The organism is Amycolatopsis sp. CA-211722, assembly GCF_056828465.1.
Map to the genome: position 1 here is coordinate 6,740,702 of NZ_CP184752.1, position 26,580 is coordinate 6,767,281.

27 protein-coding genes are annotated in these 26,580 nt (G+C 68.7%); 12 read left to right on the forward strand and 15 right to left on the reverse strand.

The annotated features are described in order from the left end of the window. Positions 1-14: 14 nt before the first annotated feature. Together ACOCEP_RS31790 and ACOCEP_RS31795 are read right to left on the reverse strand one after the other, a co-directional pair. Positions 15-1,754: a pyruvate dehydrogenase gene (locus ACOCEP_RS31790; protein WP_482332820.1), complete on the reverse strand. Its 1,740-nt coding sequence runs from the start codon at positions 1,752-1,754 to the stop codon at positions 15-17. Positions 1,755-2,052: 298 nt separating this feature from the next. Further along, positions 2,053-2,643, reverse strand: coding sequence for an isochorismatase family protein (locus ACOCEP_RS31795; RefSeq protein WP_482332822.1), 591 nt, complete (start codon positions 2,641-2,643; stop codon positions 2,053-2,055). A gap of 121 nt (positions 2,644-2,764) precedes the next feature. Here ACOCEP_RS31795 and ACOCEP_RS31800 point away from each other — a divergent pair, with 121 nt between their 5' ends. Beyond that, positions 2,765-3,739 (forward strand): GlxA family transcriptional regulator, encoded by a 975-nt coding sequence (locus tag ACOCEP_RS31800; RefSeq protein ID WP_482332824.1) that lies wholly within the window; start codon positions 2,765-2,767, stop codon positions 3,737-3,739. Positions 3,740-4,163: 424 nt separating this feature from the next. Here ACOCEP_RS31800 and ACOCEP_RS31805 read toward each other — a convergent pair whose 3' ends face one another. Continuing rightward, positions 4,164-4,529, reverse strand: a complete 366-nt coding sequence (locus tag ACOCEP_RS31805; protein ID WP_482332826.1) for an ArsR/SmtB family transcription factor — start codon at positions 4,527-4,529, stop codon at positions 4,164-4,166. Between the two features lie 258 nt (positions 4,530-4,787). Here ACOCEP_RS31805 and ACOCEP_RS31810 point away from each other — a divergent pair, with 258 nt between their 5' ends. Then, positions 4,788-5,459 carry a hypothetical protein gene (locus ACOCEP_RS31810; RefSeq protein WP_482332828.1) on the forward strand — a complete coding sequence of 224 codons (672 nt, stop codon included), beginning with the start codon at positions 4,788-4,790 and terminating at the stop codon, positions 5,457-5,459. Positions 5,460-5,473: 14 nt separating this feature from the next. Here ACOCEP_RS31810 and ACOCEP_RS31815 read toward each other — a convergent pair whose 3' ends face one another. The 4 genes from ACOCEP_RS31815 to ACOCEP_RS31830 form a co-directional block, all read right to left on the reverse strand. Further along, positions 5,474-5,623: a hypothetical protein gene (locus ACOCEP_RS31815; RefSeq protein WP_185927105.1), complete on the reverse strand. Its 150-nt coding sequence runs from the start codon at positions 5,621-5,623 to the stop codon at positions 5,474-5,476. 44 nt (positions 5,624-5,667) lie between these two features. After that, on the reverse strand, positions 5,668-6,486 hold the full coding sequence (gene map / locus ACOCEP_RS31820) for a type I methionyl aminopeptidase (protein WP_482332830.1): 819 nt from the start codon (positions 6,484-6,486) through the stop codon (positions 5,668-5,670). Positions 6,487-6,577: 91 nt separating this feature from the next. Continuing rightward, positions 6,578-7,261, reverse strand: coding sequence for an ABC transporter ATP-binding protein (locus ACOCEP_RS31825; protein ID WP_482332832.1), 684 nt, complete (start codon positions 7,259-7,261; stop codon positions 6,578-6,580). Next, the gene (locus tag ACOCEP_RS31830) at positions 7,258-8,340 is read right to left on the reverse strand and encodes an ABC transporter permease (protein WP_482332833.1); all 1,083 of its coding nucleotides are present in this window, start codon (positions 8,338-8,340) and stop codon (positions 7,258-7,260) included. The genes ACOCEP_RS31825 and ACOCEP_RS31830 overlap by 4 nt, the downstream gene beginning before the upstream one ends. Positions 8,341-8,512: 172 nt before the next feature. Here ACOCEP_RS31830 and ACOCEP_RS31835 point away from each other — a divergent pair, with 172 nt between their 5' ends. Further along, a complete protein-coding gene (locus ACOCEP_RS31835) occupies positions 8,513-9,679 on the forward strand; it encodes a sensor histidine kinase (RefSeq protein ID WP_482332835.1) in 1,167 nt (388 codons plus the stop codon). Next, the gene (locus ACOCEP_RS31840) at positions 9,676-10,311 is read left to right on the forward strand and encodes a response regulator (RefSeq protein ID WP_482332836.1); all 636 of its coding nucleotides are present in this window, start codon (positions 9,676-9,678) and stop codon (positions 10,309-10,311) included. The genes ACOCEP_RS31835 and ACOCEP_RS31840 overlap by 4 nt, the downstream gene beginning before the upstream one ends. Positions 10,312-10,436: 125 nt before the next feature. Here ACOCEP_RS31840 and aztD read toward each other — a convergent pair whose 3' ends face one another. The 4 genes from aztD to aztB are packed head-to-tail and all read right to left on the reverse strand — an operon-like array spanning position 10,437 to position 14,576. Continuing rightward, the gene (gene aztD, locus ACOCEP_RS31845) at positions 10,437-11,609 is read right to left on the reverse strand and encodes a zinc metallochaperone AztD (protein WP_482332838.1); all 1,173 of its coding nucleotides are present in this window, start codon (positions 11,607-11,609) and stop codon (positions 10,437-10,439) included. A 26-nt stretch (positions 11,610-11,635) separates the two neighbouring features. Further along, complete coding sequence (gene aztC / locus ACOCEP_RS31850) at positions 11,636-12,535, reverse strand: zinc ABC transporter substrate-binding protein AztC (protein ID WP_482332839.1); 900 nt, start codon at positions 12,533-12,535, stop codon at positions 11,636-11,638. Beyond that, positions 12,532-13,728: a hypothetical protein gene (locus ACOCEP_RS31855; protein ID WP_482332841.1), complete on the reverse strand. Its 1,197-nt coding sequence runs from the start codon at positions 13,726-13,728 to the stop codon at positions 12,532-12,534. The genes aztC and ACOCEP_RS31855 overlap by 4 nt, the downstream gene beginning before the upstream one ends. Then, positions 13,725-14,576, reverse strand: a complete 852-nt coding sequence (aztB, locus tag ACOCEP_RS31860) for a zinc ABC transporter permease AztB (RefSeq protein WP_482332843.1) — start codon at positions 14,574-14,576, stop codon at positions 13,725-13,727. Before aztB ends, ACOCEP_RS31855 begins: the two co-directional genes overlap by 4 nt. Positions 14,577-14,624: 48 nt before the next feature. Here aztB and aztA point away from each other — a divergent pair, with 48 nt between their 5' ends. After that, complete coding sequence (aztA, locus tag ACOCEP_RS31865) at positions 14,625-15,362, forward strand: zinc ABC transporter ATP-binding protein AztA (RefSeq protein WP_482332845.1); 738 nt, start codon at positions 14,625-14,627, stop codon at positions 15,360-15,362. A 286-nt stretch (positions 15,363-15,648) separates the two neighbouring features. Here the strand turns inward: aztA and ACOCEP_RS31870 are convergent, their stop codons facing one another. After that, positions 15,649-16,215, reverse strand: coding sequence for a TetR/AcrR family transcriptional regulator (locus ACOCEP_RS31870; RefSeq protein WP_482332846.1), 567 nt, complete (start codon positions 16,213-16,215; stop codon positions 15,649-15,651). Positions 16,216-16,309: 94 nt separating this feature from the next. Between ACOCEP_RS31870 and ACOCEP_RS31875 the strand changes: the two genes are divergently transcribed. Beyond that, complete coding sequence (locus ACOCEP_RS31875) at positions 16,310-16,771, forward strand: nuclear transport factor 2 family protein (RefSeq protein WP_482332848.1); 462 nt, start codon at positions 16,310-16,312, stop codon at positions 16,769-16,771. A gap of 10 nt (positions 16,772-16,781) precedes the next feature. Here the strand turns inward: ACOCEP_RS31875 and ACOCEP_RS31880 are convergent, their stop codons facing one another. Then, positions 16,782-17,465: a class I SAM-dependent methyltransferase gene (locus ACOCEP_RS31880; protein ID WP_482332850.1), complete on the reverse strand. Its 684-nt coding sequence runs from the start codon at positions 17,463-17,465 to the stop codon at positions 16,782-16,784. A gap of 37 nt (positions 17,466-17,502) precedes the next feature. On the opposite strand from ACOCEP_RS31880, the gene ACOCEP_RS31885 reads away from it, so the two are divergent. The 3 genes from ACOCEP_RS31885 to ACOCEP_RS31895 all read left to right on the forward strand — a co-directional run bounded on the left by ACOCEP_RS31885 (position 17,503) and on the right by ACOCEP_RS31895 (position 21,051). Continuing rightward, positions 17,503-18,543, forward strand: coding sequence for a DUF2891 domain-containing protein (locus tag ACOCEP_RS31885; RefSeq protein ID WP_482332851.1), 1,041 nt, complete (start codon positions 17,503-17,505; stop codon positions 18,541-18,543). Positions 18,544-19,061: 518 nt separating this feature from the next. Continuing rightward, positions 19,062-19,463, forward strand: coding sequence for a hypothetical protein (locus ACOCEP_RS31890; RefSeq protein WP_482332853.1), 402 nt, complete (start codon positions 19,062-19,064; stop codon positions 19,461-19,463). 124 nt (positions 19,464-19,587) lie between these two features. Beyond that, on the forward strand, positions 19,588-21,051 hold the full coding sequence (locus ACOCEP_RS31895; protein WP_482332854.1) for a trypsin-like serine protease: 1,464 nt from the start codon (positions 19,588-19,590) through the stop codon (positions 21,049-21,051). 57 nt (positions 21,052-21,108) lie between these two features. Here the strand turns inward: ACOCEP_RS31895 and ACOCEP_RS31900 are convergent, their stop codons facing one another. Continuing rightward, positions 21,109-21,540 (reverse strand): hypothetical protein, encoded by a 432-nt coding sequence (locus ACOCEP_RS31900; protein ID WP_482332856.1) that lies wholly within the window; start codon positions 21,538-21,540, stop codon positions 21,109-21,111. A gap of 334 nt (positions 21,541-21,874) precedes the next feature. Between ACOCEP_RS31900 and ACOCEP_RS31905 the strand changes: the two genes are divergently transcribed. The 3 genes from ACOCEP_RS31905 (at position 21,875) to ligA (ending at position 25,377) form a co-directional block, all read left to right on the forward strand. Next, entirely contained in the window at positions 21,875-22,126 is a 252-nt protein-coding gene (locus tag ACOCEP_RS31905; protein WP_482332858.1) for a hypothetical protein, read from the forward strand. 107 nt (positions 22,127-22,233) lie between these two features. Then, entirely contained in the window at positions 22,234-23,331 is a 1,098-nt protein-coding gene (locus tag ACOCEP_RS31910) for a calcium:cation antiporter (RefSeq protein ID WP_482332860.1), read from the forward strand. A gap of 54 nt (positions 23,332-23,385) precedes the next feature. Continuing rightward, a complete protein-coding gene (gene ligA, locus ACOCEP_RS31915; RefSeq protein ID WP_482332861.1) occupies positions 23,386-25,377 on the forward strand; it encodes an NAD-dependent DNA ligase LigA in 1,992 nt (663 codons plus the stop codon). 64 nt (positions 25,378-25,441) lie between these two features. Here the strand turns inward: ligA and ACOCEP_RS31920 are convergent, their stop codons facing one another. Continuing rightward, positions 25,442-26,572 (reverse strand): family 2 encapsulin nanocompartment cargo protein terpene cyclase, encoded by a 1,131-nt coding sequence (locus tag ACOCEP_RS31920; RefSeq protein WP_482332862.1) that lies wholly within the window; start codon positions 26,570-26,572, stop codon positions 25,442-25,444. Positions 26,573-26,580 lie beyond the last annotated feature (8 nt).

The window sequence follows — 26,580 nt, forward strand, 5'->3', positions numbered from 1 at the left end:
TCGGCTCAGCGGTCTCATGGCCGCGGGATGTTGCGGAGGTTCGCCCTGGCGAGGTCGATCATCCGGCCGACCCCGCCTTCGAGGACGACCTTGCTCGCCGCCAAGGCGAATCCGCCGAGCTGACCGGCGGTGATATGCGGCGGGACCGACAGCGCGTTCGGGTCGGTCACGACGTCCACCAGTGCCGGCCCGTCGTGGCTCAGGGCTTCTTTGAGGGCCGCGCGCAGCCGGGTCGGGTCGGTCACCCGCTCGGCGCGCAGGCCCGCGCCACTGGCGATGGCGGCGAAGTCGACCGGACGGTGGTCGGTCTGGTAGTCGGGCAGGCCGTCCACCAGCATCTCCAGTTTCACCATGCCCAGTGAGGAGTTGTTGAACGTCACGATCTTGACCGGTAGGTCGTGCAACGCCACGGTGAGCAGTTCGCCGAGCAGCATGCCCAGCCCGCCGTCACCGGACATCGAAACGACCTGGCGCCCCGGATAGGCGAACTGCGCGCCGATGGCGTGCGGCAGCGCGTTGGCCATCGTGCCGTGCAGGAACGACCCGATGACGCGGCGGCGCCCGTTGGGGGTGAGGTACCGGGCCGCCCACACGTTGCACATGCCGGTGTCGACGGTGAAGATCGCGTCGTCCGCGGCGAGTTCGTCGAGGAGATCCGCGGCGAACTCCGGGTGGATGGGCACATGCCGTTCGACGTTGCGGGTGTAGGCGTCGACGACCTGTTCGAGCGTCTTGCAGTGATCACGCAGCATGCGGTCCAGGAACGTCCGGTCGGTCTTGCGCCGCAGGAGCGGCTGCACGGCTCGCAGGGTCTCGCGCACGTCACCGTGCACCGCCAGTTCCAGCGGCGTGCGACGGCCCAGCCGGGTCGCGTCGTGGTCGATCTGCACCGTCCTCGCCTGCGGAAGGAAGGTGTCGTAAGGGAAATCGGTGCCCAGCAGGACCAGCAGATCCGCGTCGTGCATGGCCCGGTAACAGGCGCCGTAGCCGAGCAGCCCGCTCATCCCGACGTCGTAGGGATTGTCGTACTGGATCCATTCCTTGCCACGCAGGCTGTGGCCGACCGGCGCCTGCACGGTCTCGGCCAACTCCATCACCTCCGCATGCGCACCGCGAACCCCCGCGCCGGCGAACAAGGTGACGGTTTCGGCGTCGTTGATCAGCTCGGCGAGCCGCGCCACCTGCGGTTCCGGTGGCATGACCGTCCCGTGCTCGGTGACCGGCGCCCCGGTGCCGGTCGGCGCGACGGCGTCGAGGTGCGCCACGTCGCCGGGCAGCACCAGCACCGAAACCTCGCCACGGGACAACGCGTGCTGCATGGCGATCCGCAGCACCCTGGGCATCTGTGCGGGCCTGCTGATCTGCTCGCAATAGCCACTGCAGTCGACGAACAGCCGCTCGGGATGGGTCTCCTGGAAGAATCCGGTCCCGATCTGAGCCGACGGGATATGCGAGGCGAGCGCCAGCACCGGGGCGCCGGTGCGGTGCGCGTCGTAAAGCCCTTGCACCAGATGGGTGTTGCCGGGGCCGCAGCTCCCCGCGCACACCGCGAGCCGCCCGGTCAGCTGAGCCTCGGCGGCCGCGGCGAAGGCGCCCGCCTCCTCGTTGCGGACATGGACCCACTCGATGCCTGGAGTGCGGCGGATGGCGTCGACGACGGGGTTGAGGCTGTCTCCGACCACGCCGTAGATCCGTTCCACCCCGGCCTGCACCAGGACTTGGACGAACTGCTCGGCGACGTTGGGCTTGGCCATCAGGACCCCTTCGATGCTTCGGCGGCGGAACACCCTCATGATCCACGTCCGGCCCCGGCCTCGCAGGTCCTGTTGAGGGGTAGGGCGAATTCGGCCTGATCGAGGCTTCGGTGGGAGCAGGCTCGGTCGTGGTGTCCCCAATGTGGCATTGGTGACGCTGAGCGTCTCCAATGCCACATTGGGGACACCGAACGAACGCACGCCTGGCGCCGCTGAACAGCGTGAGCACGACTTCGCCGGGACCCTGACGGCAGGAAAGGAGGCCTTCACGGACAGGCGCCCCCACCACTCACGAGGCCTAGCCGAGCTCGGCTGACGAACCGACGACGACCGCGTAGAGATCACCGATCGTGGCGAGCGCCGCCCGGTGTTGTTCCGCGGCGGTCACCGGACCGGCGACAGACGGAAGCGCGCGCGTGGCGCAGGCAGCGGCCACCACGGTCGGGGTGTTCCCGCGCAGGAAGGCGCCTTCCGCGGTGAACGTGACGCACATATGGGTCATGAACCCGGCAACCACGACGTCCTTGTTCCCGGCGGCATCGACCAGCTCCCCCAGCCGGGTCCCGACGAAGGAGTTCGGCGCGGTCTTCACCACGACCTCCTCGCCCGGACCGGGAGCGACACGCTCGTGGATCCGCCCGATGTCCTGCCGGACGTCGTACGGGCTGTCCTCGCCACCGTCGTGCATGACGTGGATGACCGTCGCGCCCTGCGCGCGAGCGCGCGCCAGCAGGGTGGCTGCTTCGTCGAGCGCCGCTTCCCAGCCGTCGAGTTCCATCACGCCGCGCGTGTAGGTGTTCTGGTAATCGACGAGGATCACGGTCGCGTCCGAGAGGGTCGCGGGGGTCGTCGGCAAGGTGCTGATCTCGCGGAGCGTGGTGCTGGTCATCGTAGGTGTTCCTTCGTTTCGGGTCGGTACGGCTACCATGATCACTGACCCGATCCGTTACTGGGATACGGATTCGGGTCGACTGTGGTCGGGATCGGCCGACATCCGCGGGAAGGAATCGATGAACGCTCCGAGTGTGGCCGTCCTGGCGTTCGAGGGGATCAGCCCGTTCCATCTCGCCGTGCCGTCCTTGGTGTGGGGGCCTGAATCCCCGGCGGGCGACATGGAGCCGTGGCCGATCACGGTCGTCGCCGTCGAACCGGGCTCCCTCACCACGAGCGCCGGGTATTCGATCGACGTGCCCGCCGGCCTCGGCGCGCTCGCCGAGACGGATATCGTCGTCGTGCCGTGGTGGTCCGACCCGGAAACCTCGACGCCCTCGCTCGTGGCCGCCGCGCTGCGAGCCGCGCACGAACGCGGAGCCCTCGTCGTCGGGCTCTGCCTGGGAGTCTTCGCCCTCGCCGACGCCGGCATCCTCGACGGGCGCGCCGCGACCACCCACTGGAAATGGGCCGAAACCTTCCGCGGGCGTTTCCCCGCGGTGGAATTGCGACCCGAAGAGCTGTACGTCGACGAAGGCGACATCGTGACCGGCGCGGGCGCGACCGCCGGGATCGACACCTGCCTTCACCTGCTCGCCCGCACAGCGGGACAGGTCGTCGCCAACCGCGTCGCCCGCCGGATCGTCGCAGCGCCGCACCGTCCCGGCGGCCAGGCCCAGTTCATCGAGCTTCCCGTACCCGCCGTGGACGACGATCCGCTCACCACCGTGATGAGCTGGGCGCGGTCCCATCTCGACGCTCGGCACAGCATCGACGACCTGGCCGCCCGGGCGCATATGAGCCGAAGTACCTTCACTCGCTCGTTTCGCGCCCGCACCGGGACCACCGTCCACGGCTGGCTTGTCGCGCAACGCCTCGCGCGGGCACGCCAGCTTCTCGAGACGACCACGCTCTCCATCGATGCGGTCGCCGCACAGTCCGGGTTCGGCACACCCGCCCGTCTTCGCGAGCACTTCACCGCCGCACTGAGCACGACGCCGACGCGCTATCGGGTCGAGTTCTCCGCCACCGGTTCTGCACACGGAACACGGTAGGCGAGAGAAATCCTTTTCTCGCCGTGCGCCGGAAAGTGGAATCATTATTTCCGCAAGGCGGCGGGTCCGGGTGCGCGCCCGGAAAGTGCCGTGGCCTACGCTCGACTTTTCGCGTCCGTGAATAGCTCACCCCCGAGGGTGAGCTCAATCGAGTGCATTGCCCGGCGGAACTGGATCGAAGAAGCCGTTCCGGGGCAAGATGACCGGGCACGAAGACCGGCACGACGGAGGACCATGTGGAGCTGTGCGGAACCCCCATCTTCGACTCCCTGGTCGAGGAGACGAGGAGGGCGGCCGCCGGAAATGGCACGCTCCCCCGTGAGGACAAATCGGAATCGAACGAGCCGCGCCCGGACGCAGGCGAGGAAAACAAATGAAGATCAGCGGACGTCATGAGCGAGCGAAATAGCCCATTTCCGGGTTTTCAGTCTTTCTCCGCCGAACGCGCGTCACCGGAAATGCCGACGGAATTCTGCAGATCGTCGAGCAATCCCAGCTGGCCGGCTATGACCCCGGTCAGAATCCCGCGAGCGACGGCGAGCAGTTCGGCGACCGACGGACTGGTCAGGGAGTAGGAGACGGTGGCGCCGTCCTTGCGTGGCACCACCAGGTTGGCTCGCCGCAGGACGGCTAGCTGCTGAGACAGGTTGGCGGGCTCGATCCCGAGGTCGGCGAGCAGCTCCGAGACCTGATGCTCCCGCTCGCTCAGGAGCTCGAGCACGCGGATCCGGACGGGATGCCCCAGCGTCTTGAAGAACTCCGCCGTCGCCTGATACAGGGGGCTGTTCATCGGCATCCCTTCCCCGCAGGTCCAGCCGTCCGCACAACCCTGATCGTGCCCGATTTCCGGAGCCGCCGAACCTCACCCCGCGCAGTTCGGGCACGACCACACCCGATCAGGGCACAAAAACGACCGCTCACACACGCCCATGAATTGCATATTTATGCAAGTCTGCATATCAGAGAAGGTGAGAACACCTGTGAGTCACGGCATGCGGGATTCCGCGAGCCTCTTGCCGGTCCCCCGGTCCGCCACGAGGTGCGGACGGTGACCACCCGCCATTCCATCCCCACCGCCGCCGCCCGGGCCCACCTCGCCCTCGCCGCGCACGCGGCGGAACTGGCCGATCTCGCCGCGAACGCCGCCCGGGCGGACACCGCGGCCGAGCAGGACGCGCGCTCGACGCGGGATCGTTCCGGCCTGATCGGGATGGCGCAGCAGATCCTCGAAGCGGCGGTGATCGCCGCGCGGCTCGATGGGAAGACCTGGCAGGAGATCGCCTACGGCCTCGACGGGGCGACACCGCGGTCCGTGCGGAGCCGGTACTGGCCCTCGGTCGCGCGGTTCCGCGCGGATCCGTTTCCGTCACAGGACTCACGGCGCGAGGGCGCGCCTGAGCCCACCGAGCAGACGGCCTTCCGGCTACGACGGCTGCCGACCCCGGAACAGCGACCTGACGAGCCCGCGCCGGAACCGGCCCGTTCGCCGACCGGACACCTCGCCCTGGTCACGGTCCCGGCCGGACAGGACGACGGCGAAGCGGTGCGGGAACCGCCGACGGTCGAAGCCCGGCTGAAGATCGCGGAAAGACTGGTCGCCGCCTACGAGCGGATCGCGACCAACGACCGGCAGCCCCCGCAATGGATCCTCGACGGGCTGGCCCACGCCCGCCGTACGGCCGCGGAACTCCGGGCCAACGCGGGCGCGCCGCCTGAATGATTCCCGGCGGGAAGCTACACCGAGGTCGCGAGACCGGCTTCGCGGTCGAAGTCGTGCTCGTCCTCGGTCTGCGTCCGCGCCACCATCTTCGCGACCAGGTCGAAGATCGGCGTGGCTTCCTGCGGGAAGGTCACGCTCTGCTGGTTCGCGCTCTCGGCGATCATGAACCGCTACTCCTCAAGGGTGATGACTACAGCGACCGTTCACTCTAACGGTCGCGCCGTGATGACGGGCCGTATTCGGAGATTTCGGTCGACTCGTGCTCGCGCCTGGTGAGCACCAGTGGAGCGCCTTCGGTGATGGCCACCGTGTGTTCGGAATGGGCCGCGCGTGAACCGTCGGCCGAGCGGATCGTCCAGCCGTCGTCGTCGAAGACGATCCGGTCGGTCGTGCGGGCGAACCAGGGTTCGAGCGCGACGGTGAGTCCCGGCTGAAGCTTCAGGCCGCGGCCTGCCTTGCCCTTGTTGGGAATGTGGAGTTCCTCGTGCATGGTGCGGCCGATGCCGTGGCCGCCGAACTCGGTGTTCACCGGGTAGCCGTGGGCGCGGGCCACCGCCCAGATCGCGGCGGAGATGTCGCCGAGACGGTTGCCTGGACGCGCGGCCTCGATCGCGGCCTCCAGCGCCTCCTCGGTGGCGCGGACGATCCGCAGATCCTCCTCGGCGGGCGTCCCGACGATGACCGTGCGCGCCGAGTCGGCCGCCCAGCCGTCGATCTTCACCGCGAGGTCCGCGGTGAGCACGTCGCCGTCGCGCAGCGTGTAGTCGTGGGGCAGGCCGTGCAGGACGGCGTCGTTCACCGCCAGGCAGATGACGTTGCGGAAGGGTCCCTTGCCGAACGACGGCGCGTAGTCCCAGTAGCAAGACTCCGCTCCGCGTCGCTTGATCATGCCGCGCACGTGGTGTTCCAGGTCCATCAGGTTGACGCCCACGTCCGCGAGGTCGCCGACCTCGGTGAGCACCTCGGCGACGAAACGCCCGGTCACCTGCATACGCTCGATCTCGGCGGGCGTCTTCAGTTCGATCATCGGATCCTCGCGTCAAGGGGGATTGGTATTATTATACCGGCACCCTAGCAGGCGGCGGTATAATAATACCAATCCCCTCTGTGGAGAATCGTCAGCCGACCGGAGACGGGCTGCCCAGCCGTCCGTCGTGAACTTCGACGATCCGGTCCACCGCGGCGAGATGGACGCGGTCGTGCGTGACCAGGACGGTGGCGGTGGCCCGCTCGCGGGTCAGGCCGGTGATCAGCTCGATGACCGCGGCGCCGCGCTCGTGGTCCAGGGCGCTCGTCGGCTCGTCGATCAGCAGCACCGTCGGGTCGTTCATCAGGGCGCGTGCGATGTTCACCCGCTGGCGTTGACCACCGGAAAGCTGGTGCGGGCGACGTCCCGCCTGCGCCGCGAGGCCGACGGCGTCAAGCAGGTCCATGGCCACACCGCGTGCCCTGGCCGCGGGACGGCCGTCGATCCGGGCCACGACCTGAAGCTGCTCGGCGGCCGTGAGGGCGGGCAGCAGATTCGGCTGCTGGAAGACGATCCCGATCTTGCGGCGGCGGAGTTCGGTGAGTTCGCCGCGCGTCAGGCCGGTCGTCGTGGCGCCGTCGACGGTGACGGTCCCCCGGTCCGGAGTGATGAGGGTCGCCGCGACGGCGAGCAGGCTGGACTTGCCGGAGCCGGAGGGGCCGGCGACGGCGGTGATCGTGGCCGGCGGGACGTCCAACGTGACGTCGTCCAAGGCCGTGAGGCGGCTGTCACCGTCGGGATAGGTGAGGGTGACGCCGGTCAGGTTCAGGCTCATCGGGCACTCCCCAGTGCGGTCAGCGGGTCGACGGAAGTGATGCGGCGGACGGAAAGCGCCGCGCCCAGCGCGCCGAGCAGAATCATCACGGCGGACGGCACGAGCACGGTGGCCGGAGTCAGCAGGAAGGGCACGGCGGAGCCGGCGATCGCCGTGCCGAGCGCGACCGCCAAACCGGTTCCGATGGCGGTGCCGCCGACCAGGAGGACGACGGCCTGGCCGAGGGCGTCCTTCAGCAGGAACGCGGTACTCGCTCCCAACGCTTTGAGGACGGCGATGTCACCGCTGCGCTGGATGGTCCACACGGTGAAGAAGGCGCCGATCACGAGGGCGGAGATGGCGAACAGGAAACCCCGCATCAGTTGCAGCGAGCCGTTTTCCGATGTGTACGAGCCGATCGCGGACAGCGAGTCGCTCTTCGAGACCGTCTTCGTGCCGGCCGCGAGATCGGTGGCCGCGAGATCGACGTCGGCCGTGGTGGTCAACGCGAGCACGGTCGCGCTCGGCTCACCGTCGGCGGGTGGTGCCGTCTTCGCCCAGACGTCGAGATCCGTCCAGATCACCGGCGTATGGCTGAACCAGGCGTCCCCCGCCACGGCGGCGACCCGCAACGGACGGCCGGCCACGGCGATGACGTCCCCGCCCCGAGCGTCCAGATCGTCGGCGGCGGACGTCGACAGGACCACCGAGTCGCCGGTGATCTTTCCGCCGTCCGGGGCAAGCGACGAACCGGTCCGGACACCGAAAACGGAGATCCCGGCGCTGCGCTCGCCCGCGGTGGCCTTGGTGGTGGCTATACCCAGCGGTTCGGCCGCCATGACGCCCCGGGTCTCGGCCCACTGCCGTCGCTGTGTTTCGGTGACGGCCGAATCGGCATAGGAGAGACTCTGCCCGGCACCGGGGGCGGCGAAGACGATCTTGTCCGCGGGCAGACCCGTGATCGCGGAGATGTTCTGCTCGCCCAGCCCCGCGGTGAGCCCGGACAACAGGCCGACCAGCAGGGTGATCAGCACGACGACGGCACCCATCAGGGCGAACCGTCCTTTGGCGAATCTCAGATCTCTCCAGGCGACGAACACGGCTCGGGTCTGTCCTCTCGGGGCGGTGGGCTGGCTACCTCTCCACGATCGCCGCCGATGACCACCCCCGGCATCCGGCCGGAGATGGCACTTCGCCCGCCGGAAGACGGCACGCCGCCTCTACCTTTGGATAGAGGCGCGGGCCGATCCCGCTCCGTAATCTGGACGCACTGTGACCACCGCGCCCGCCTTGACCCCGACCAGCCGGGTGCTGACCTGGTGTCTGCACCTGCTGCTGGTCGCCCTGCTCGCACTGGCCGCCGCGAGGGCGGTGGCGGACGGCTCACCCGAAGCGGGAGCGATCGTGGCGACGGCGGTGACCTGCGCCGTGGTGTACGCGGCCGGTCCGCTCCTGCCTCGCGTCCGGACGTCCCGGCGGGCCGCCCGGTGGTGGCTGGTCGCGGTGGGCCTCGGGTGGCTGGTCCTGCTGGTGCTGACCGCCGACGGTGTCTGGGTCGCCTTCCCGCTGTATTTCCTGCAACTGCATCTGCTGCCGCGCCGTCACGGCCTGGTCGCGGTGATCGTGACCGCGCTGGCGGCGATCACCGCGTTCGCCGCGCACCAGGGTGCCTTCGTCCCGGCGGCCGCGATCGGCCCGGCACTCGGCGCCGCCGTCGCGGTCGCCGTCGTCTGGGGGTATCAGGCGCTGTACCGCGAAAGCGAACGTCGCCGAAATCTGATCGAGGAGCTCACCGCCACCCGTGCCGACCTCGCCGAAGCCCAGCACGAGGCGGGAGTGCTCGCCGAGCGCGAGCGGCTGGCCCACGAGATCCACGACACCCTCGCCCAAGGCCTGTCGAGCATTCAACTCCTGTTGCGCGCAGCCGAAAGGACGCTGCCCGAGACGGCGGGCAACGCCGCCCGCTACGTCGAACAGGCTCGTCAGGCCGCCGCGGACAACCTCGCCGAAGCCCGCCGGTTCGTCGTCGCCCTGTCGCCTCCCGCGCTCGACGACACCACATTGGCCGACGCGCTGGAACGGCTGTGCGCGACCACCAGCGCCCGGCACCGGATCGCCGCGCGCTTCTCGATCGAAGGCGACGTCGTTCCGCTGCCGACCGCGCACGAGGTCGCGTTGCTGCGCATCGGCCAGGCGGCCCTGGCGAACACCGTCCGGCACGCCGACGCGTCCTCCGCAGAAGTCACGTTGAGCTACCGCGGCGAGCACGTCACCCTCGCCGTCGTCGACGACGGCGTCGGCTTCGACCCGGAACACAGCGGCTTCGGGCTCGCCGCGATGCGCGCCCGGATCGAAGCGCTGGACGGGATCCTCACCGTCGAGTCCTCCCCCGGTCACGGCACCACCGTGTCCGCGCGACTGCCCAAGGAAAGCCCGTGACCGAACCCCCGATCCGGCTCCTGCTGGCCGACGACCACCCCATCGTCCGGGCGGGACTGCGTGCCGTGCTGGAAACCGAGCCAGGCCTCGTGGTCTCGGCCGAAGCCGCGACAGCCGAGGAAGCGGTGGCCCGGGCCGCCGAGGGGGACATCGACGTCGTGCTGATGGACCTGCGGTTCGGATCCGGGATGACCGGCGCCGAGGCCACCGCGGCGATCACGGCGCGGCCGGACGCTCCCCGCGTCCTCATCGTCACCACCTACGACACCGACGCCGACACGTTGCCCGCCATCGAAGCGGGTGCCACCGGCTATCTCCTCAAGGACGCCCCTCCCGAGGATCTGGCCGCCGCCGTGCGAACCGCCGCCGCCGGGCGCACCACGCTCGCCCCGACCGTCGCCGACCGGCTCATGAGCCGGATGCGGATGCCCGCCACCGCACTGACCCTGCGCGAGATCGAAGTCCTGGGCCTGGTCGCGGACGGCCTGTCCAACCGGGCCATCGCCGAGCGGCTCCACCTGACCGAGGGCACGGTGAAATCCCATCTGGCCCGCAGTTACACCAAACTCGGCGTCGATTCGCGCACCGCCGCCGTCGCCACCGCGACGGACCTCGGCCTGATCCGGCGTTGACCGGTCCGACGTGACCGCGACTGTCCATACTGGACTTGAGGGGGCGGGCCGAAGGCTCCCTTCACCGCATTGGACGCGACGAAGGGAGCCTCCACCCCATCACTCGAAGTACCGACGCCCGGGGGTCAGTGTCCGAGGACGCCGCTGACCTCGTTCGGCGTTCCCGGAATCGTCCCGGTCGCGGTCTTCGTCCCGGACGCGAGATCGACCGAGTGGATCTCCTTCTTGCCGGGATCGGTGACGTACGCGGTTCCTCCCCGGACGAAGATCGCCGGGCGCGGCTGCTGCCACTCGATCGGCTCCTGCCAGGTGCCGAGGACGGCGATCTTCCTCGTCACCGCACCGCTGACCGGGTCGATCACGTGGATCTGCCCGTCGGTGCCGAGCACCAGGGCCTCACCCTGGGGCCCGCGGGCCAGCGACCGGAAGGTGTAGCTGGTCCCGATGTCGACGTGCTTGAGCGTGGCCTTCTCGGTATCGATCAGCGAGATCCGGCTCGGGCGTTCGAGCTCGGCGGCCTCGTCGACCTTGTAGTCGCCCAACGTGATCGGCGAGACGTCCGAACCCGCCTGGTTGCCGATGCGTCCGTAGGGATCCGGGCTGGTCACCTTGGTGATCACGCCGTTGCGGTAGATCAGCGCACCGGTCTGGCACCCGACCACGACCGCTTCACCTTGTGCGGCGGCTTCACCGTGGACGCCGGGGCACTGCTCGTTACGCGCGATCTCCTTCTTGTCCTTGTCCAGCACCACGATCCCGGACCGCTTGTCCTTGTCGCCGACGGTGGTGAGCAGTTCGCCGTTCGCGAGTTCGACGGCCACGCCGTGATGCGCCTCGGGCGTCTTGTACTTCGGCGCGGGGAGCGCCGCGGTACCGATCGACTTCGGATCGAAGACGGTCACCTCACCGGTCCCGTCGGCGAACAGCACCGTCTTGCCGGCGTGGCGGACGACGTGTCCCGGCTTGGCCGCCTTCACCTCGTTGTCCGTGAGTACCGCACCGACGGCGTCGAGTACCCGGAACCCGGTGGAGGTCGAGACCAGGAGGTGCCGGTCGTTCCCGGCGGGATTGAGGCGGTTGAAGCCTTCCAGCGGGATGTTCTTCGCCTCCTTCAGGGTCTTCCCGTCGAGCAGGACGATCCCGCCGTCGTAGGTGACGGCCACCGGGTCCGCGACGACCGGGGCCGGAGCCGCGTCCTTCGCGGGCTCCGCCGCGGGCTGTTCCGTCCCGCAGGCGGCGAGCGCGAGGGTGCTCGCCGTCGTCGCCATCAGCGCGAGATATCGGGCTTTCCGTGCCATTTTCCTGTGCCTTTCGTCTGTTCCGGTCAGGAACGGGTCAAACCGGTGGTGATCGATTCGGTGTTGGCGCGCATCATTTCCAGATAGGTGGCCGCGCCCTGGCCTGGTTCACTGAGCGATTCCGAGAACAACGGGGCCACCTGGACCTGCAGCCCGGCCTGCTCGGCCAGGACCCGCGCGAGCCGGTCCGGTTGTGAGGAATCGGCGAAGATCACCGGCACCCCCGCCGCGCGAACGGTGTCGGCGAGGGCCTTCAGATCCGAGGAACTCGGCGAAGCGAGCGTGGTCCCGCCGGGGATCACGGCGCCGACGACCTGGAATCCGAACCGCTGGGCCAGGTAGCCGAACACGTGGTGATTCGTGACCAGCTTCCGGCGTTCCGGCGGAATCCCGCCGAACTTCTCGGCCATCATCTTGTCGAGCGCCTCGATCTCCCCGCGATAGCGTTCGGCGTTGGCGCGGATCACCGCTTCGTCGACCCCGTCGACGTGGGCGACGACCTCGTCGGCGATCGCCTTCACCGCGTCGCGCACCCGCGCCGGATCCGTCCAGAAGTGGGGATCGGGCTTGTTGTCGGCGTAACTGATCGGGTTCGCCCGCTCCCCTGCGGGCAACGCCGGTACGCCGCTTTCCTCCGCGGTGCGGACGGTGCGCAGGATCCCCTCTTCGAGCCCGAGTCCGTTGTAGACGATCAGGCCCGCGCGTTCGACCTGCGCCGCCTGCTGCGCGGAGATACCGAAGGAATGCGGGTCCGCGTTCGGCTTCATCAACACCGTCACCTCGGCCTGGTCGCCGACCACGGCGCGCGTGATGTCACCGAGGATGTTCGTCGTGACGACGACCGACTTGCCGCCGCCACCGGTCCCGGAGCAGCCGGCCGCCGCCAGCAGCGCCACCACGAGCAGGGCGAGTACGCGGCGCGTCATCGGCCGGTCTCCACGATGTGCCCCGCCTTGCCGCCGACCTTCAGGGTCCTGGCGCGCCGGAGGTTGTCGTTGTAGTCGATCTCGTACACCTCGGCCGAGAGCGGATCGTTGACGTAGGCGCGGGTGGAATCGACCTGGATCGACGGGACGCCGGCGGCGGTCGCATCCGGGGTCAAGAGCGGGATGGCCGCCTGTTCCTTTCCGGCGCTGTCGAAGGAGCGCAGCTTTCCATCCCGAGAAAGAGCCAGCAGAGGCCCGCCTTCCCCGACGGCGTTCACCGCGGCGACCGGGCCGGTCTCGACGTGCTGCCAGCTACGACGCCCGACGTCCAGGGACCACACCGCGGACTCCCCCGCCCGCGCCGCGAGCGTGGAGCTCCCGGGCCGGTGAAAGAAGGCGGTGGCGCGTTCCTGTGCGGTGACCGTGCGCGGGTACGGGATCTTCACCCCGGCGAACGCGCCGTCCTTTTCGGTCACCAGCAAGGCGCCGTCCGCGCAGCCGAAGACGACTCCGCGCCTGGTCACGGCCTGGCCCCGCAGTTCCGGGCACGGCTGGTCGATCTCCGCGACGGCTTTGCCCTGACGGTCGTGGACGCGCACGCCGCGGGCGAGCGGCTTCCCGGCATCGGCCACCGTGGCGATGACGTGCCCGCCGTAGGGGATCGCGACGGCCGCGTGCGGCTCACGCGGGAGTTTCCCCAGCTCGGTCACGGAACCCTTGTCGAGCGCGGCCCGATCCAGCAACGTGGTGGAACCGTCCGAATAGGACAGCGCGGTGACGGCCGGATCGCTGTAGGCCGCCAGTGGCTCCTTGCCGGGCGCGACGCCGACATCCCGGACCTTCGCCCGGTAGTAGTGGACGTGATCTCCGTGGTCGACCATCCACGAGCCGCTGTCGATCACCCGGATCGTGCCGTCGCGAGCGGTCAGGTAGCCGAAGCGGCCGTCGCTCGTCACGGCTCGCACCCCGTCCACCCGGCCGACCTCGTGCACCTCCTCGGTGATCAGGTCGACGACGCGTACGGCCCCGTTGTCCGTGTCGGCGACGATCAGCCGCGACTGCGCCTCGGCCGCCTCCTCGGCGCCTTCGACATAGCCGTGCGGGACTTCCGCGGTCACCTCCTTCGGCTGCTCCGAGCCGCACGCCGCCAGGGTCAGCGCCGCGACGACGACCGTCACTGCTTTCAGTTTCATCGTGAGCTCTCGATCTCCGGTGTCAGGGAACGGAATCGCTGTCGTACGAAGGACAGGAACGCGGAAAGGAAGAACAGGAGGACCGCGCCGGCGGCGATGGTCGCGCCCGCCGCGGTGCCCCAATGCCAGGACACGAGCAGGCCGCCGACCGTGGCGGCGATGCCGAGCAGCGCCGCGATGAGCATGATCGTGGTGATCCGGCGCGACCAGAAGAGCGCCGCCGCGGCCGGGGCGATGAGCAGTCCGAACACCAGCAATGTCCCGACGACGCGGAACGACGCGACGATCGTCAACGTGACCAGCCCGAGCAGCACCGCGTTGGCCAAGCGTGGCCGAAGCCCCAGCGTGTGCGCTTTGCGGACGTCGAAGGTGAGCGCGGTGAACGAACGGTGTCCCACCAACGCCACCGCCCCCACGACCAGAAGGGTGATCGCGAGGCCCACCAGGTCACCCGATCCGACGGCGAGCACGTCGCCGAACAGGAAGCCGGTCAGATCGACCGCGAACGACCGCGAGTGGGACACGATGATCACGCCGCTCGCGAGCATGCCGACGAAGAGCAGCCCGATCGTGGTGTCCTCGGACAGCCGCCGCGAACGGCCGAGCGCGGTCACGCCCAGCGCCATCACCCCGGCGCTGATCGCCGCGCCGATCAGCAGGTTCACGCCGGTCAGCGAGGCGATCGCCACGCCGGGCAACATGCCGTGCGACATCGCGTCGCCGATGAAGGCCATGCCGCGCAACACCACCCAGGTGCCCACGACGGCGCACACCGCCGAAACGAGCACTCCCGCCACCAGCGCACGCTGCACGAACGACACCTCGAAGGGGATCAGCAACCACTCCACCCGTCACACTATAGTGGTAATGATTGTCATTATCTGAAAGAGGTGTGGATGACCCCGGACACAGCGGCGCTCACGATCGCCCACGCGCACGCCCACTACGGCTCTCGCGAGGTGCTGCGCGGGATCACCGCCCAGGTACCGTCGGCGCGGCTCACCGCCATCGCCGGCGCGAACGGAGCGGGGAAGTCGTCGCTGCTGAACCTCGTCGCGGGCGTGCTCCCGCCGACCTCCGGCTCGGTGACCCGTCGAGATCCAGGGCGGGTCGCCTACGTGACGCAGCAGAGTGAGGTCTCACGGTCGCTGCCGATCACCGTCCGCGCCACCGTCACGATGGGACGCTGGGCGCACCGCGGCCACTGGCGGCGACTGTCCAAGAAGGACCGGATGATCGTCGCGGAATGCCTGGAGCTACTGGAGATCACGTCGATCGCAGACCGGCTGATCGGCACGTTGTCCGGCGGGCAACGCCAGCGGGCACTGGTGGCGCAGGGGTTGGCTCAGCAAGCCGGGCTACTGCTGCTCGACGAGCCATCAGCCGGGCTCGACCTGCACGCCCGCGGCCTGATCGACCAAGCCCTGGGCACCACACTCACCCGAGGCACGACCGTCCTGCGCGTCACCCACGATCTGGAGGTGGCGGGGCGGGCGGATCACTGCCTGCTCCTTCAGGACGGCCGGCTCGTCGGCCAAGGCGAACCAGCGTCGGTGCTGACCCCCGAACGTGTGGCGGCGGCATGGGGCCTGCCGGCCCGCGTCCAGCCACCCGATCGCGCCGATACTCGCTAGAACGCACCGGTGAAGCGACGTGGCCGGTTGTCCGAACACCTACCCGCCACCGTGCACGTCGAAGTCTGCGAGATCGTGTCGGCCTCGAGTTCCCGCCCAAGTCGTTCACGTGGTGGTCACTCATGGACGGCGTCGACGAGACCTGATCCCGAAGGGCTACCCACCCTGTCGGTGGCGCGAGCCTTCTGGTCCGGACTGGGAACGCAGGTGCGCGGCGTGCGTCAAGGCGTAACTCGCGTGTCTGGAAGCGACACTCGCGAGTTACGGCGCCACGCCTCGTGAGTGGTCAGGCGCGTCCGAGTAGTGCGGCGACCGCCTCGCGCGCCTGACGGGCGGACGCCGGGTCACCGCTGATTCCCGCCGTCACGATCGCCCCTTCGGCGAGCAGGTAGACCGGTTCGGTCGCCGATCGGCCCGCGGCTCGCACCCAGGTGTCGATCTGTTCGTGGAACGCCTGCTTGTGTGCCCGCACTTCGGCCAGTACCGCGTCGGACGACGAGCCGAGTTCGCCGTGGGCGTTGATCCAGGCACAGCCGCGGAAACCCGGTTCGGCGAACCACTCCGCGAGCCAGTCGAAGATCGAGAGCACCCGCTCGCGGGGATCCGCGACACGGTCCACGTGGGCGGCCAGACTGCCCCGCCAGCGCTGATCGCGACGTCGGAGCACCGCCACCACGAGGTCTTCCTTGGCTTCGAAGAACCGGTAGATGCGCTTGAGCGAGAGGCCGGACGCCGCACGGACCTGGTCCATGCCGACCGCCTGGATGCCGTTCTCGTAGAAGAGTTTCTCAGCGGCATCGAGCAGGGCTTCGCGATCCACGCGGTTCTGCTCCTCGGTGACGGCGGCCGGCATCGGGTCTCCCTCCCTTGACGTTGAGAACGATCGTTCCCTATCGTAGGCCCCCAGCCGTCGAGAACGCACGTTCTCCACTTGAGGAGGTTCACCGATGACCGAAGAGCGCCCACCCTTCCCGCCGTTCACCCGTGAGACGGCACTGCGAAAGGTCCAAGCCGCGGAAGACGCCTGGAACACCCGGGATCCCCGCAAGGTGGCATCGGCATACACCCCGGACTCGGTGTGGCGGAACCGGGAGACCTTCGTCCGAGGCCGCGAGGAGATCGTCACGTTCTTGACCGGCAAGTGGGAGCGGGAACTGGACTACGCGCTGCGCAAGAACCTTTGGACGTTCACCGAGAACCGGATCGCCGTCCGGTTCCAGTATGAATGGCATGACCGGACCGGGCAGTCATGGCGCAGCTACGGCAACGAACTGTGGGAATTCGACGAGCACGGTCTCATGAGCCGTCGCGAGGCGAGCATCAACGACGTCGCCATCCTCGAGACCGAACGCCGCATCCACGGACCGCGCCCGGAGGAAGAACACGGCGCCGATTTCCCGCTTCGGTGAGCGGGCGCGGTCAGTCCACGATCGCGGAGATCTCCCACAAGCCCAAGGACTTGTCGGCGTAGGCGCCGTCCTCCTCGGTGCATCCCTCGACCAGCACGGCGAGCGGCTCCGGGAACCCGAACGGCTCCCGGCACAGGTTCAGCGGCCGCCAGTCCCCGGTCACGATGTCGGTATTGGTCCGCAGTTCGGTGAAGGTCGTGGTCAGCAGGTACCGGGAGCCACTGCGCCGCAGGTTGCGCAAGGCTCGCTCGATATCCGCGAAACTCAGATGGACCAGGCAATCCCGGCACAGCACGAGATCGGCCGACGGCAGCGGATCGCCGATCAGATCGAGCACCCGGAACTCGTGTTCCGGGTCGTCGCGGAACCGTTCGGCGTTCATCTCGATCAGATCGGGGACGATGTCGGCACCGATGTACCGGTCGAGATCCAGGCCCACTTCACTGAGCCAGCCGTAGTCGCCGCACGGCAGGTCGAGCAGGGTGCGTACCCCGAAACGACCGAGGAGAGCAGGCAACAGCTCGCTCAGTCGCCGCGTCTGGACCGACTCCGAACCGGGCCCGGAGACCGAGGAGGAAGTCCACAACCGGGAGCGGAAGATGTAGGTGAAACGATCCTGGGTCCCCATGCTTTCCAGCTCTTCGGCGACCCGCCGGAAGTTGCGCTGCGCCGTGGTGATCGGTCGTTCGTCCACTCCGGCATCGTAACCTCGTGTGCGGGGAGGCGGTGCGATGACGGACTGGGATTTCGAACGCGACCGGCTGGTGAAGGCGAGCGCCGGCGCGCTCGCCAGGACGGCACTGGCGAACGTCGTACGCGAGTATCCGCACCACGAGAGTCACTGGCACCTCGAAGGGGTGCGCATTCCCTCGCCGAGGCAGTCGCACCCGTGCTTCTACGGCAGTTTCGATTGGCATTCCTGTGTGGAGATGTTCTGGGTGCTCGTGCGCTCGCTCCGTCGTCACCCCGGGCTCGTACCCGCCGAGGAGATCCGCGCTCTTCTCGGCGAGCACCTGACCGTGGAGCGACTGTCGGGCGAGATCTCCTACTTCGCCCCGGAGGAACAGCGCAACACCCAGCGCCCGTACGGCTGGTCGGCGCTGCTGGAGCTCACCTTCGAGACCGCCACCTGGGACGACCCGGACGCCATGCGCTGGTCCGTGGGATTGCGGCGGTTGAGCACGGTCTTCGTGGACCGCTACCTCGGCTGGCTTCCCCAAGCCACCTACCCGATCCGGTACGGGGTGCATGACAACGGCGCGTTCGGGCTGTCCCGCGCACTGCCGTACGCGAGGTTCCTCGCCGACCACGGCGACCCGCGTTTGCGCGACCTCATCATCGAGACGGCTTGGCGCTGGTTCGGATCCGACCGCGACTACCCCGGAGCCTGGGAACCGTCGGGAGCCGACTTCCTGTCCCCCGCCCTCGCCGAGGCCGAGCTCATGTCCCGGTTGATGCCGGCGGCCGAGTTCGCGGAGTGGCTGGACGGTTTCCTGCCCGGCATCGTGGATCGGCGACCAGCGCCCCTCTTCATCCCGGCGACCGTGACCGACACCTCCGACGGACAACTCGCCCATCTGCACGGGCTCAACCTGCACCGGGCATGGTGCTGGCACCGCATCGCGGCCGCACTTCCCGACCAGGACGATCGGACGCCTGCCGTCCTCGAAGCCACGCGAGCGCATACCCACGCCTCACTCGCGCAGACCACCGGCGGCGCCTACATGGTCGAGCACTTCCTCGCCTACTACGCGCTTCTCCTGCTCGGCTGAGCAGTCACTCGCTGTTGGTGGGCCGTGCGAGGCACCTATGGGCGAATACCTGCCTGTTCGAGTGAACCCACCGTGAGCACGGATGCTCGAACCTCGTCGACCTTGGGCGAAATCCGACCGTACTCGACGGTTGCGATCAGTATTTCGCACAATCCGCAAGCGCCCTGCGCGATCGCACCGACATCGCCCTCCACCTGCGAACTTCCCTGCCGGCGCAGATGCCGCGATGACATCGGAAAGGCAAGGCGCCGAGCCACGGAGACCCCTCGACGGCACTGGTCCATTCGGTCCCACCCACTACTTTCAGTAGTTTCCGGAGTCACCCAGACCGTTGAGCGACGCGTGCGTACCGTTCAGCGCGACACACGCAGTACTACTGAACGGTCACAGTCTGCTTTCGCCAAGATGTCTTCAGCCGCACCGGTCGAGAACCGGTAACGCACGCGTGGCCCCCTGCTGTCACAGGAGGCCACGCGGATGTCCATTCGCCCGCTCGCTAGAACAAGGACAGGACGGTCGTGACCATACAGCCCGACAACACGAAGACACCAGACAACGAGGCGCCCCAACGGGTCAAAGTCGTCATCGAATACACCGAGAGGCCGGTTCGGCGAGTCGCGACGTCCGCGGAAATGATCCGCACGGCGCGGCCGCTGCTGAGGACGCCGGGACGCCATCGCAAGGAGCCGACCCGCGACAGCCGGCTCTGTCTGGCGATGGCGGTCCTCGCCGGCTGGGCCCCGACTTTGCGGATGTGTCTCCTCCTGACGATCGGCGGCGGAATCGTCGTCGGCGTAGTCAGGGCCAGCACCCCGCAGATCGGGGTGTCGGCAGGGACCAGCGTCGGTCTCCTGACGCTGTTCTGCGCTTGGATCGTCAAGTCCCGCCAAGGAAAACAGCGGCGAGTGCCGAGTCTGTAGCGAATCGCGCCCCGTGCCCGTCCCGCCGCGGGCACGGGGCGCCCGGCGGTGTCGGAAAATCTCCCCACTCCAGCGGCGACGTCCGGTTGAATGATCGCGAAGTCCCGACATGTGAGGAGATCTCGTGCGGAGAGCTGGAAAACTGGGGGCGCTGGCCGCTTCGGTGCTGGCAGCGACCATCGCACTGGGCAGCCCGGCGGCGGCTGTATCCGTGCAGCCGTTCCACACCGCGCTCGACCCTGCTTCGGTGCGGGAGTCGGTGCGTTATCTGGTCGAGAACCATCGAGTGAGCGAGCAGGAGGCGTTGCGGCGTCTGGAGCTCCAGAACGACAGCCGCAAGCTGGACGAACTCCTGCGCCGCGACCATGGGGCGGAGTACGGCGGTATGTGGCTCGACCAGGACAAGGGACAGCTGGTCGTGGCGATGACCAAGCCCTCGGCGGCCGAGCCGTATCTGAAGGCGATGCCCGCCCGTTCCGCCGTTCGCACGCACCAGGTCCAGCACTCGTTGCAGCAGCTCACAGCGGCCAAGGAACGCGTCGCGGCCAAGGTCGGCGCCGGCCCGGAAGCGGTGTACCTGCCTTCGGTGAGCGAGTCCGAAAACCGGGTCGTGCTTTGGGAACGCGATTGGGTGGCACAGGAGAAGGCCGCCATGCGCACCGCGGCCGCCGAAACGAACGCCGCGCACCAGGCCGCGGCGGCGGAATCCGGCATGGTCGTCTCCCGGGTGCTGAAGAACCCGAACGCGCTGTCCACGGCGAACGTGGATCTGGGTTTCTGTCACCCGCTCTACTGCACGAACTACGGCCCGATGCGTGGCGGCCTCCGGCTGGACATGAAGCGCGACAACGGCACCTGGGGTGGTTGCACCAGCGGCTTCACCCTGCGGTCCACCGGTGGCGGCTTCCCCGGCAAGGGCTGGGTTCTCACGGCTGGGCATTGCATGCGGACCAAGACCAACAACACGCCGACGCAGCACAATGGAAACGAAGTCCTGCAACAGCACGGTATCGAGAAGAGCTCGTACCCGTACGACTACGCGGCCCTGCCGTATGTCGACGACGCGGCGTCGACGCAGTGGCTCGAAGGCCAGACCGGCCGCAACCGCGTGCTGAAGTACTGCCGCAACGGCGGTATGGACAGCAACGGCGACACCCCGTGCGGCGCGCAGGCCACCTCGGTCGACGAGTACATCACCAGTGCCCGCAAGCTTGCCGACATCAAGGCCGGGTACGTCGTCTGCGCCTCCGGGACGGCGTCGAGCGCGGTGAACTACCCCGACTCCGTCGACAGCGGCGCGGGTGCCGGCTACCTCGTCGGAACCCGGTGCGGGCGCGTCCTCTCCACGGACGTCGGCATCAACACCGACCTCTGCGCCCGTCCGGGCGACAGCGGCGGACCGCTGTTCAGCCAGGCCGACCACGCGGCACTGGGCATCCTGGTCGGCAACCAGCAGGCGCGGTCGGGCCCCTGCCAGGCCGGTGAGCTGAACAACTACGCGCCGATCGAGACGATCACCACCGATCTCAGCGAGCGGATCGCCGGTCAGGGATCCACCTTCGCGGTGATCACGACTCCGAACGGCTGACCTCACAAGGAGGTGAAGCCTCCTTCGCCCTGCGAGCGAAGGAGGCTTCACCTGCTTTCACGTGGTCAGCAGAGGACCTTCGTACCTCAGCGCGTCACCCTCGCCGTACACCCGGACCGTCAGCTCCGGCGGCTCCCATGGGGCGAAAACCTCGTCGATCGTCTGGGGAACCCGCCCCAGATCCACGTCCACCGCGAAGGTGTGCGCCACGATCGCGGCCTGGACGACGTCGCCGTCCGCGTCGGTCACCTCCAGCCGAGTCACTCCGCCGTCGATCGCGCCGAGAACGCCCGGTCGCCTGCTCCACACCGCGAACCCGCGCTCGCCGGTGTCGCTCCCGTATCCGGTGCTCATGATGTTGAACAGCGTGCGCTCTCCCGCCCGGAACACGCACTCCGCCTCGACCCCCGAATCGTGGTAGGCCAGCATCCGTCCGTCCGCGGTGCTCGTCCCGATCCGGGCTCCGGTGTGCCACCCCGCGTGTGACACCGACTCCGTCGATCCCGCGATCTCCCCTGACCGGTAAAGCTCACAGAGCGCGGTCAGCTCGGCTGTCCATCGCGTGGTTTCTTCTTCACTTGCTGGGGCCACTACGCGTGTGCCCTCCTCCCTGACTGTCCACAATGGTCAACTTCGAGGCTGGCACACCCGGCTACCGGTCACATCGGGGTTCTCCCGGAGATCGGCCCATCCCGCTGCACGGTTCGGTGCAACCGACGTCGGCAGGTTAGGCCGAGCAGAGCAATCTCGCGGGTATCCCGTCATGGGTGTTCCGGTCGCCCGTCGGAGTGTCGTGACACTCCGACGCAGAGGGGTACGGCTGATGACCGCGCAGCGCACGATCACGGAAGAGATCGGCGAAATCGGTGTCTGGCTGATGGGCGAATTCGGTGGCCGCGTGCCCGCGGCCATGATCAGCCGGGTGCTCAACGCGAGCAAACGCGACCTCGAAGGCCGTATCGATCCCGAAGAGCTCGGCGAGATGTTCTACACCCTCTGCCGCTTCCGCCTTCAGCGGATCGTGGCCGCCGACGAACGGATCACCATCGAGATCCCCGGCGCTCGCCCTTCGTGATCGTCCGCCGACTCCACGTACTGGGCGAGGCGTTGGCGACGCTGACATAAGTCACCCGCGGCCCCGACGAAGGGGCGACGTCACGCAGAGTGTGCGAAGGTGACGGCATGGCCGCTTCGCGCAGACGATTCCCCGTGTCCTGGACCACCGTCATGCCGGTTCTCGCCATCATCGTGCTGGCTCTGAGCTGGGGCCGCGACCTGGGCGCGGCGCCGGTGGTCATCGTCGCGCTCGCGCTCGGCGGGACGGTGCTGGCGGCGGTGCACCACGCCGAAGTGGTCGCGCATCGCGTCGGGGAACCCTTCGGCTCGCTGGTGCTGGCGATCGCGGTCACGGTCATCGAAGTGGCGCTGATCGTGACGATGATGTCCTCCGGCGGCCCCGAGGCCGGGACCCTCGCCCGCGACACCGTGTTCGCCGCGGTCATGATCACGATGAACGGCATCGCCGGGATCTCGCTCATGGTCGGCGCCCGCCGCTACGGCGAGACACACTTCAATCCCGAAGGCAGCGGCGGCGCGCTCGCCACCGTGGCGACGCTCGCTTCGGTCACGCTCGTGCTGCCGACCTTCACCACGAGCACTCCCGGTCCGGCCTTCAACGGCACACAGCTCACCTTCGCCGCGGTCGCGTCGCTGCTGCTCTACGGGCTCTTCGTGCTCACACAGACCGTGCGCCATCGTGACTTCTTCCTGCCGGTCGACAGCGATGGCTCGGTCAAGGAGGAGGAACACGCCGAACCGCCGAGCAACAAGGCGGCTTTGACCAGCCTGGGGCTGCTGCTGGTCGCGCTGGTCGCCGTCGTCGGCCTGGCGAAGGTCGAATCGCCCGCGATCGAAGCGGGGGTCCGGGCCGCGGGCTTCCCGCAGTCGTTCGTCGGCGTCGTGATCGCCATGCTGGTCCTGCTGCCGGAGACCCTGGCCGCGACCAGGGCCGCGCGGCGCGACCGGATGCAGACCAGCCTGAACCTCGCCTACGGTTCGGCGATCGCGAGCATCGGGCTCACCATCCCGACCATCGCGCTGGCGTCGATCTGGCTGGACGGCCCGCTGATGCTGGGCCTGGGCGCCACGCATATCGTGCTGCTGGCGCTGACGATCGCGGTCAGCGTGCTCACCGTCGTCCCCGGCCGTGCGACCCGGCTGCAGGGCGGGGTGCACCTGGTCCTGCTCGCCGCGTTCCTGGTGCTCGCCATCAACCCGTGACACGAGTCCTCTTCGGACGGAGTTCTGTCGGTGCTCCCGGGTAATCTCTGCCCTGTGAACGCTCGGGACCGCATCCAAGAACTCGCCGATCAGATCGTCGTCCTTCGCGACGCCTACTACCGTGGCTCGCCGAAGGTCGCCGACGCCGACTACGACGCGATCGAAGACGAATTGCGCGGGCTCATCGAGGCGAACCCCGAGCTGGCCCCGGATCCGAACCCGCTCGAGCAGGTCGGGGCACCCGCCATCCTGCACGCGCCCATCCGGCACTCGCGCCCGATGTTGTCGCTGGAGAAGGCGACCAAACCCGAGCAGGTCGAGGCGTTCTTCGCCCGGTTCCCGGGGCAGCCGGTGGTCGTCATGCCCAAGCTCGACGGCCTGTCGCTGGCACTGGTCTACGAGAACGGCAGGCTCGCCAGGGCGGTCACCCGCGGCGACGGGACCACGGGCGACGACGTGACCATGCTGGTCCGGGCGCTGACCGACGGCGTCCCGGACAAGGTGGACGCGCCCGGCCGGGTCGAGGTCCGCGGCGAGGCGGTCATGTTGCGCTCGACTTTCGCCGCCTACAACAAGGCCCACCCGGACAAGCCGCTGATCAACCCGCGCAACGCCGCCGCCGGCACGCTGCGCGCCAAGGATCCGGCGACCGTCGCCGAGCGGCGTCTCCAGTTCTTCGCCTTCGACCTTTCCACCGAGCCCGACAGCGCGGAAACCGATCTCGACGGCGCGCTCCGGACGCTCGGATTCGCCGCGGCCGACATGCGTCACTGTGAGGATGCCGAGGCGGCCCAGGCTGTCATCACGACCATCGAGCGGCAGCGCAACGAGCTCGACTACGACCTCGACGGTGCCGTGCTGCGCTTGGCGGATCGCGACGCGTACGCCGCGGCCGGAACCAGGTCCAGCTCACCGCGCGGCGCGCTGGCGTTCAAGTTCGCCGCCGAGGAGAAGACCACCGTGCTCGCCGATGTCGTGTGGGACGTCGGCAAGACCGGCAAGATCGCGCCCGTCGCGTGGCTGGAGCCGGTGTTCGTCGGCGGGACCACCGTCACGAGGGCGACGCTGGCCAACCAAGAGGTCATCAAGGCCCGAGGTATCAAGATCGGCGACACGGTGCTGGTGCGCCGCGCGGGCGACGTGATCCCGTTCGTGGCGGGCGTGCTCGACGCCGCCAAACGGACCGGCGAGGAGCGGGAGATCGTGCCGCCGTCGGTCTGCCCGTCGTGCGAAGAGCCGCTGACCGAGCAGGGCAACAGCCGGGAGCTGTTCTGCACCAACGTCGCCTGCCCTGCCCAGACCGTCCGGCGGCTGATCCACTGGGCGTCGCGCGCGGCCGCGGACATCGACGCGATCGGCGGAGTCTGGATCGAGCGGCTCGCCGAGGCCGGGATTCTCGAGCACCCGTCGGACTTCTACCGGCTCACCAAGGAAAAGCTGCTGGAGTTCGACCGCGTCGGCGAGGTCTCCGCCACCCGCATGATCGAGTCGATCGACGCGAGCCGGGCCGTCGGCCTGCGCCGGGCGCTGATCGGGCTCGCGATCCCGATGGCCTCCGAGGGCACCGCCGCGCGACTGTGCCGGGCAGGGTTCGGTTCGCTGGAAGCCGTCGCCGACGCCGGCGAGGAAGGCCTCGTCGCCGTGGAGGACATCGGCCCGAAGGTCGCCGCGTCCCTGATCGAGCACCTCACCCGGCTTCGCCCCGAGCTCGAGCGGCTGCGGGAGGTCGGAGTTTCGCTGGACGTACGCGAAGAGGACCTCCCGCCGGTCGTCGCGGCCGGTGCGCCGCTGGAAGGCAAGACGGTCGTGGTCACCGGCTCGATCAGCGACCCCCGTTCCGGGGAGAAGGTGCCGCGCCCGACCTTCCAGCGGCTGTGCGAACGGGCGGGCGCGGCCATCGCGTCTTCGGTCTCGGCGAACACGGACATGCTGATCACCGGCGCCGACGTCGGGGCGAGCAAGCTCACCAAGGCCGAGAAACTCGAAGTCGAAGTCGTGGACCAGGGCGTGATCTGGGGCCAGTTGATCGAGGCCGGCGTCGTCTAGCCCCCTTCCGCGTTTAGTCCTCTAAATGCGGTGGTTCGTGTCGCGAACCACCGCATCCAGAGGACTAAACGCTGGGTTTCGTCCGATATCGCGGGCTCGTCGAATGCCATTCGAAACCGCCGCCCATCCACGCTCGCAACCCGCGTAGGAACCGTTGCAGCTCGACCGAAGGGACCGCGCTCAGCTTCTCGTGCGCGGCCTGGAAGTCCCGGACGACGTCGTTGTGCAATTCGACGGTGATCGCCGTGGCCTCCTCGATCGAGCATTTCCGGTCGTCGGCGATCAACAGGACCGCGTTGCACGGCGGCGACTCGTCCTCCAGATCCTTGACGACCGAGTGCACGTCGTTGACCAGCACGGACGCCGTCCCCGCTTGGATCGCCGCCTCCCGGACCCTGGGGTCGTAGTACAGGTTCGAGGTCAGTTCGTAGCCGCCGAGGACGTCGATCAACGTCATCGAGGTGTAGAAGCTGTCGTGCTGCCGTGCCGCGAGGTATTCCCACGCCGGCGGGTATTTCCCGCTGTGCCGCCATGCGGCGTAGGCGCTCCAGCTCACGAACATCGCGAACGTCGAGTAGCAGACGCGCTGGACCTGCGCGGCGGTCCCGGATCTCCGCAGGAAGTCCGTCGCCGAGCCCAGCGCCACCAGAACCCGCTCGTTCCGCAGTGTTTCGTCCAGTTCGCGGCTGAATTCGCCCAACGACGGCACCGGGTCCATGGCGGCCATCGCCAGCGCGAGCTTCGGCGGCAGCTCGGCGGGCACGGCGCCGAGGGAGGTGTCGTCGGCGTAGAGGTCGTCGGCCGCCCACCAGGCGGCGTTGAGCTTCGCCGAGATCAGCAGCCTGTCGGGATCCTCGCAGTCCGGGTGGGCGAGCATCACCAGCCTGCCGAAGCCGGCCTTCCCGAACTGCTCGCACTCGTCCTCGTCGAAGCCGCACTCCCCCGCCCACAGGACGAGCCGCCGGTCGACCTCGTCTGCGAGCGGGTCGTTGATCCGTTCGGTGACGGGGCAGTAAAGCGGCGGCGCCGACCCGTCACCCCACGGCCGGTAGGCGTACGCCGGGTCGAGACCGGGTTCCTCGGGCGCCGGAATCTCCTGAGGAACCGCGGTCAGCCGGGCTGCCAGCCGGGCGGCGGACGTGCCCAGCCCGCTCGGACCGGCCAGCAGTGTGGCGAGCGCACCCTGTTCGGTCATCGCATCGC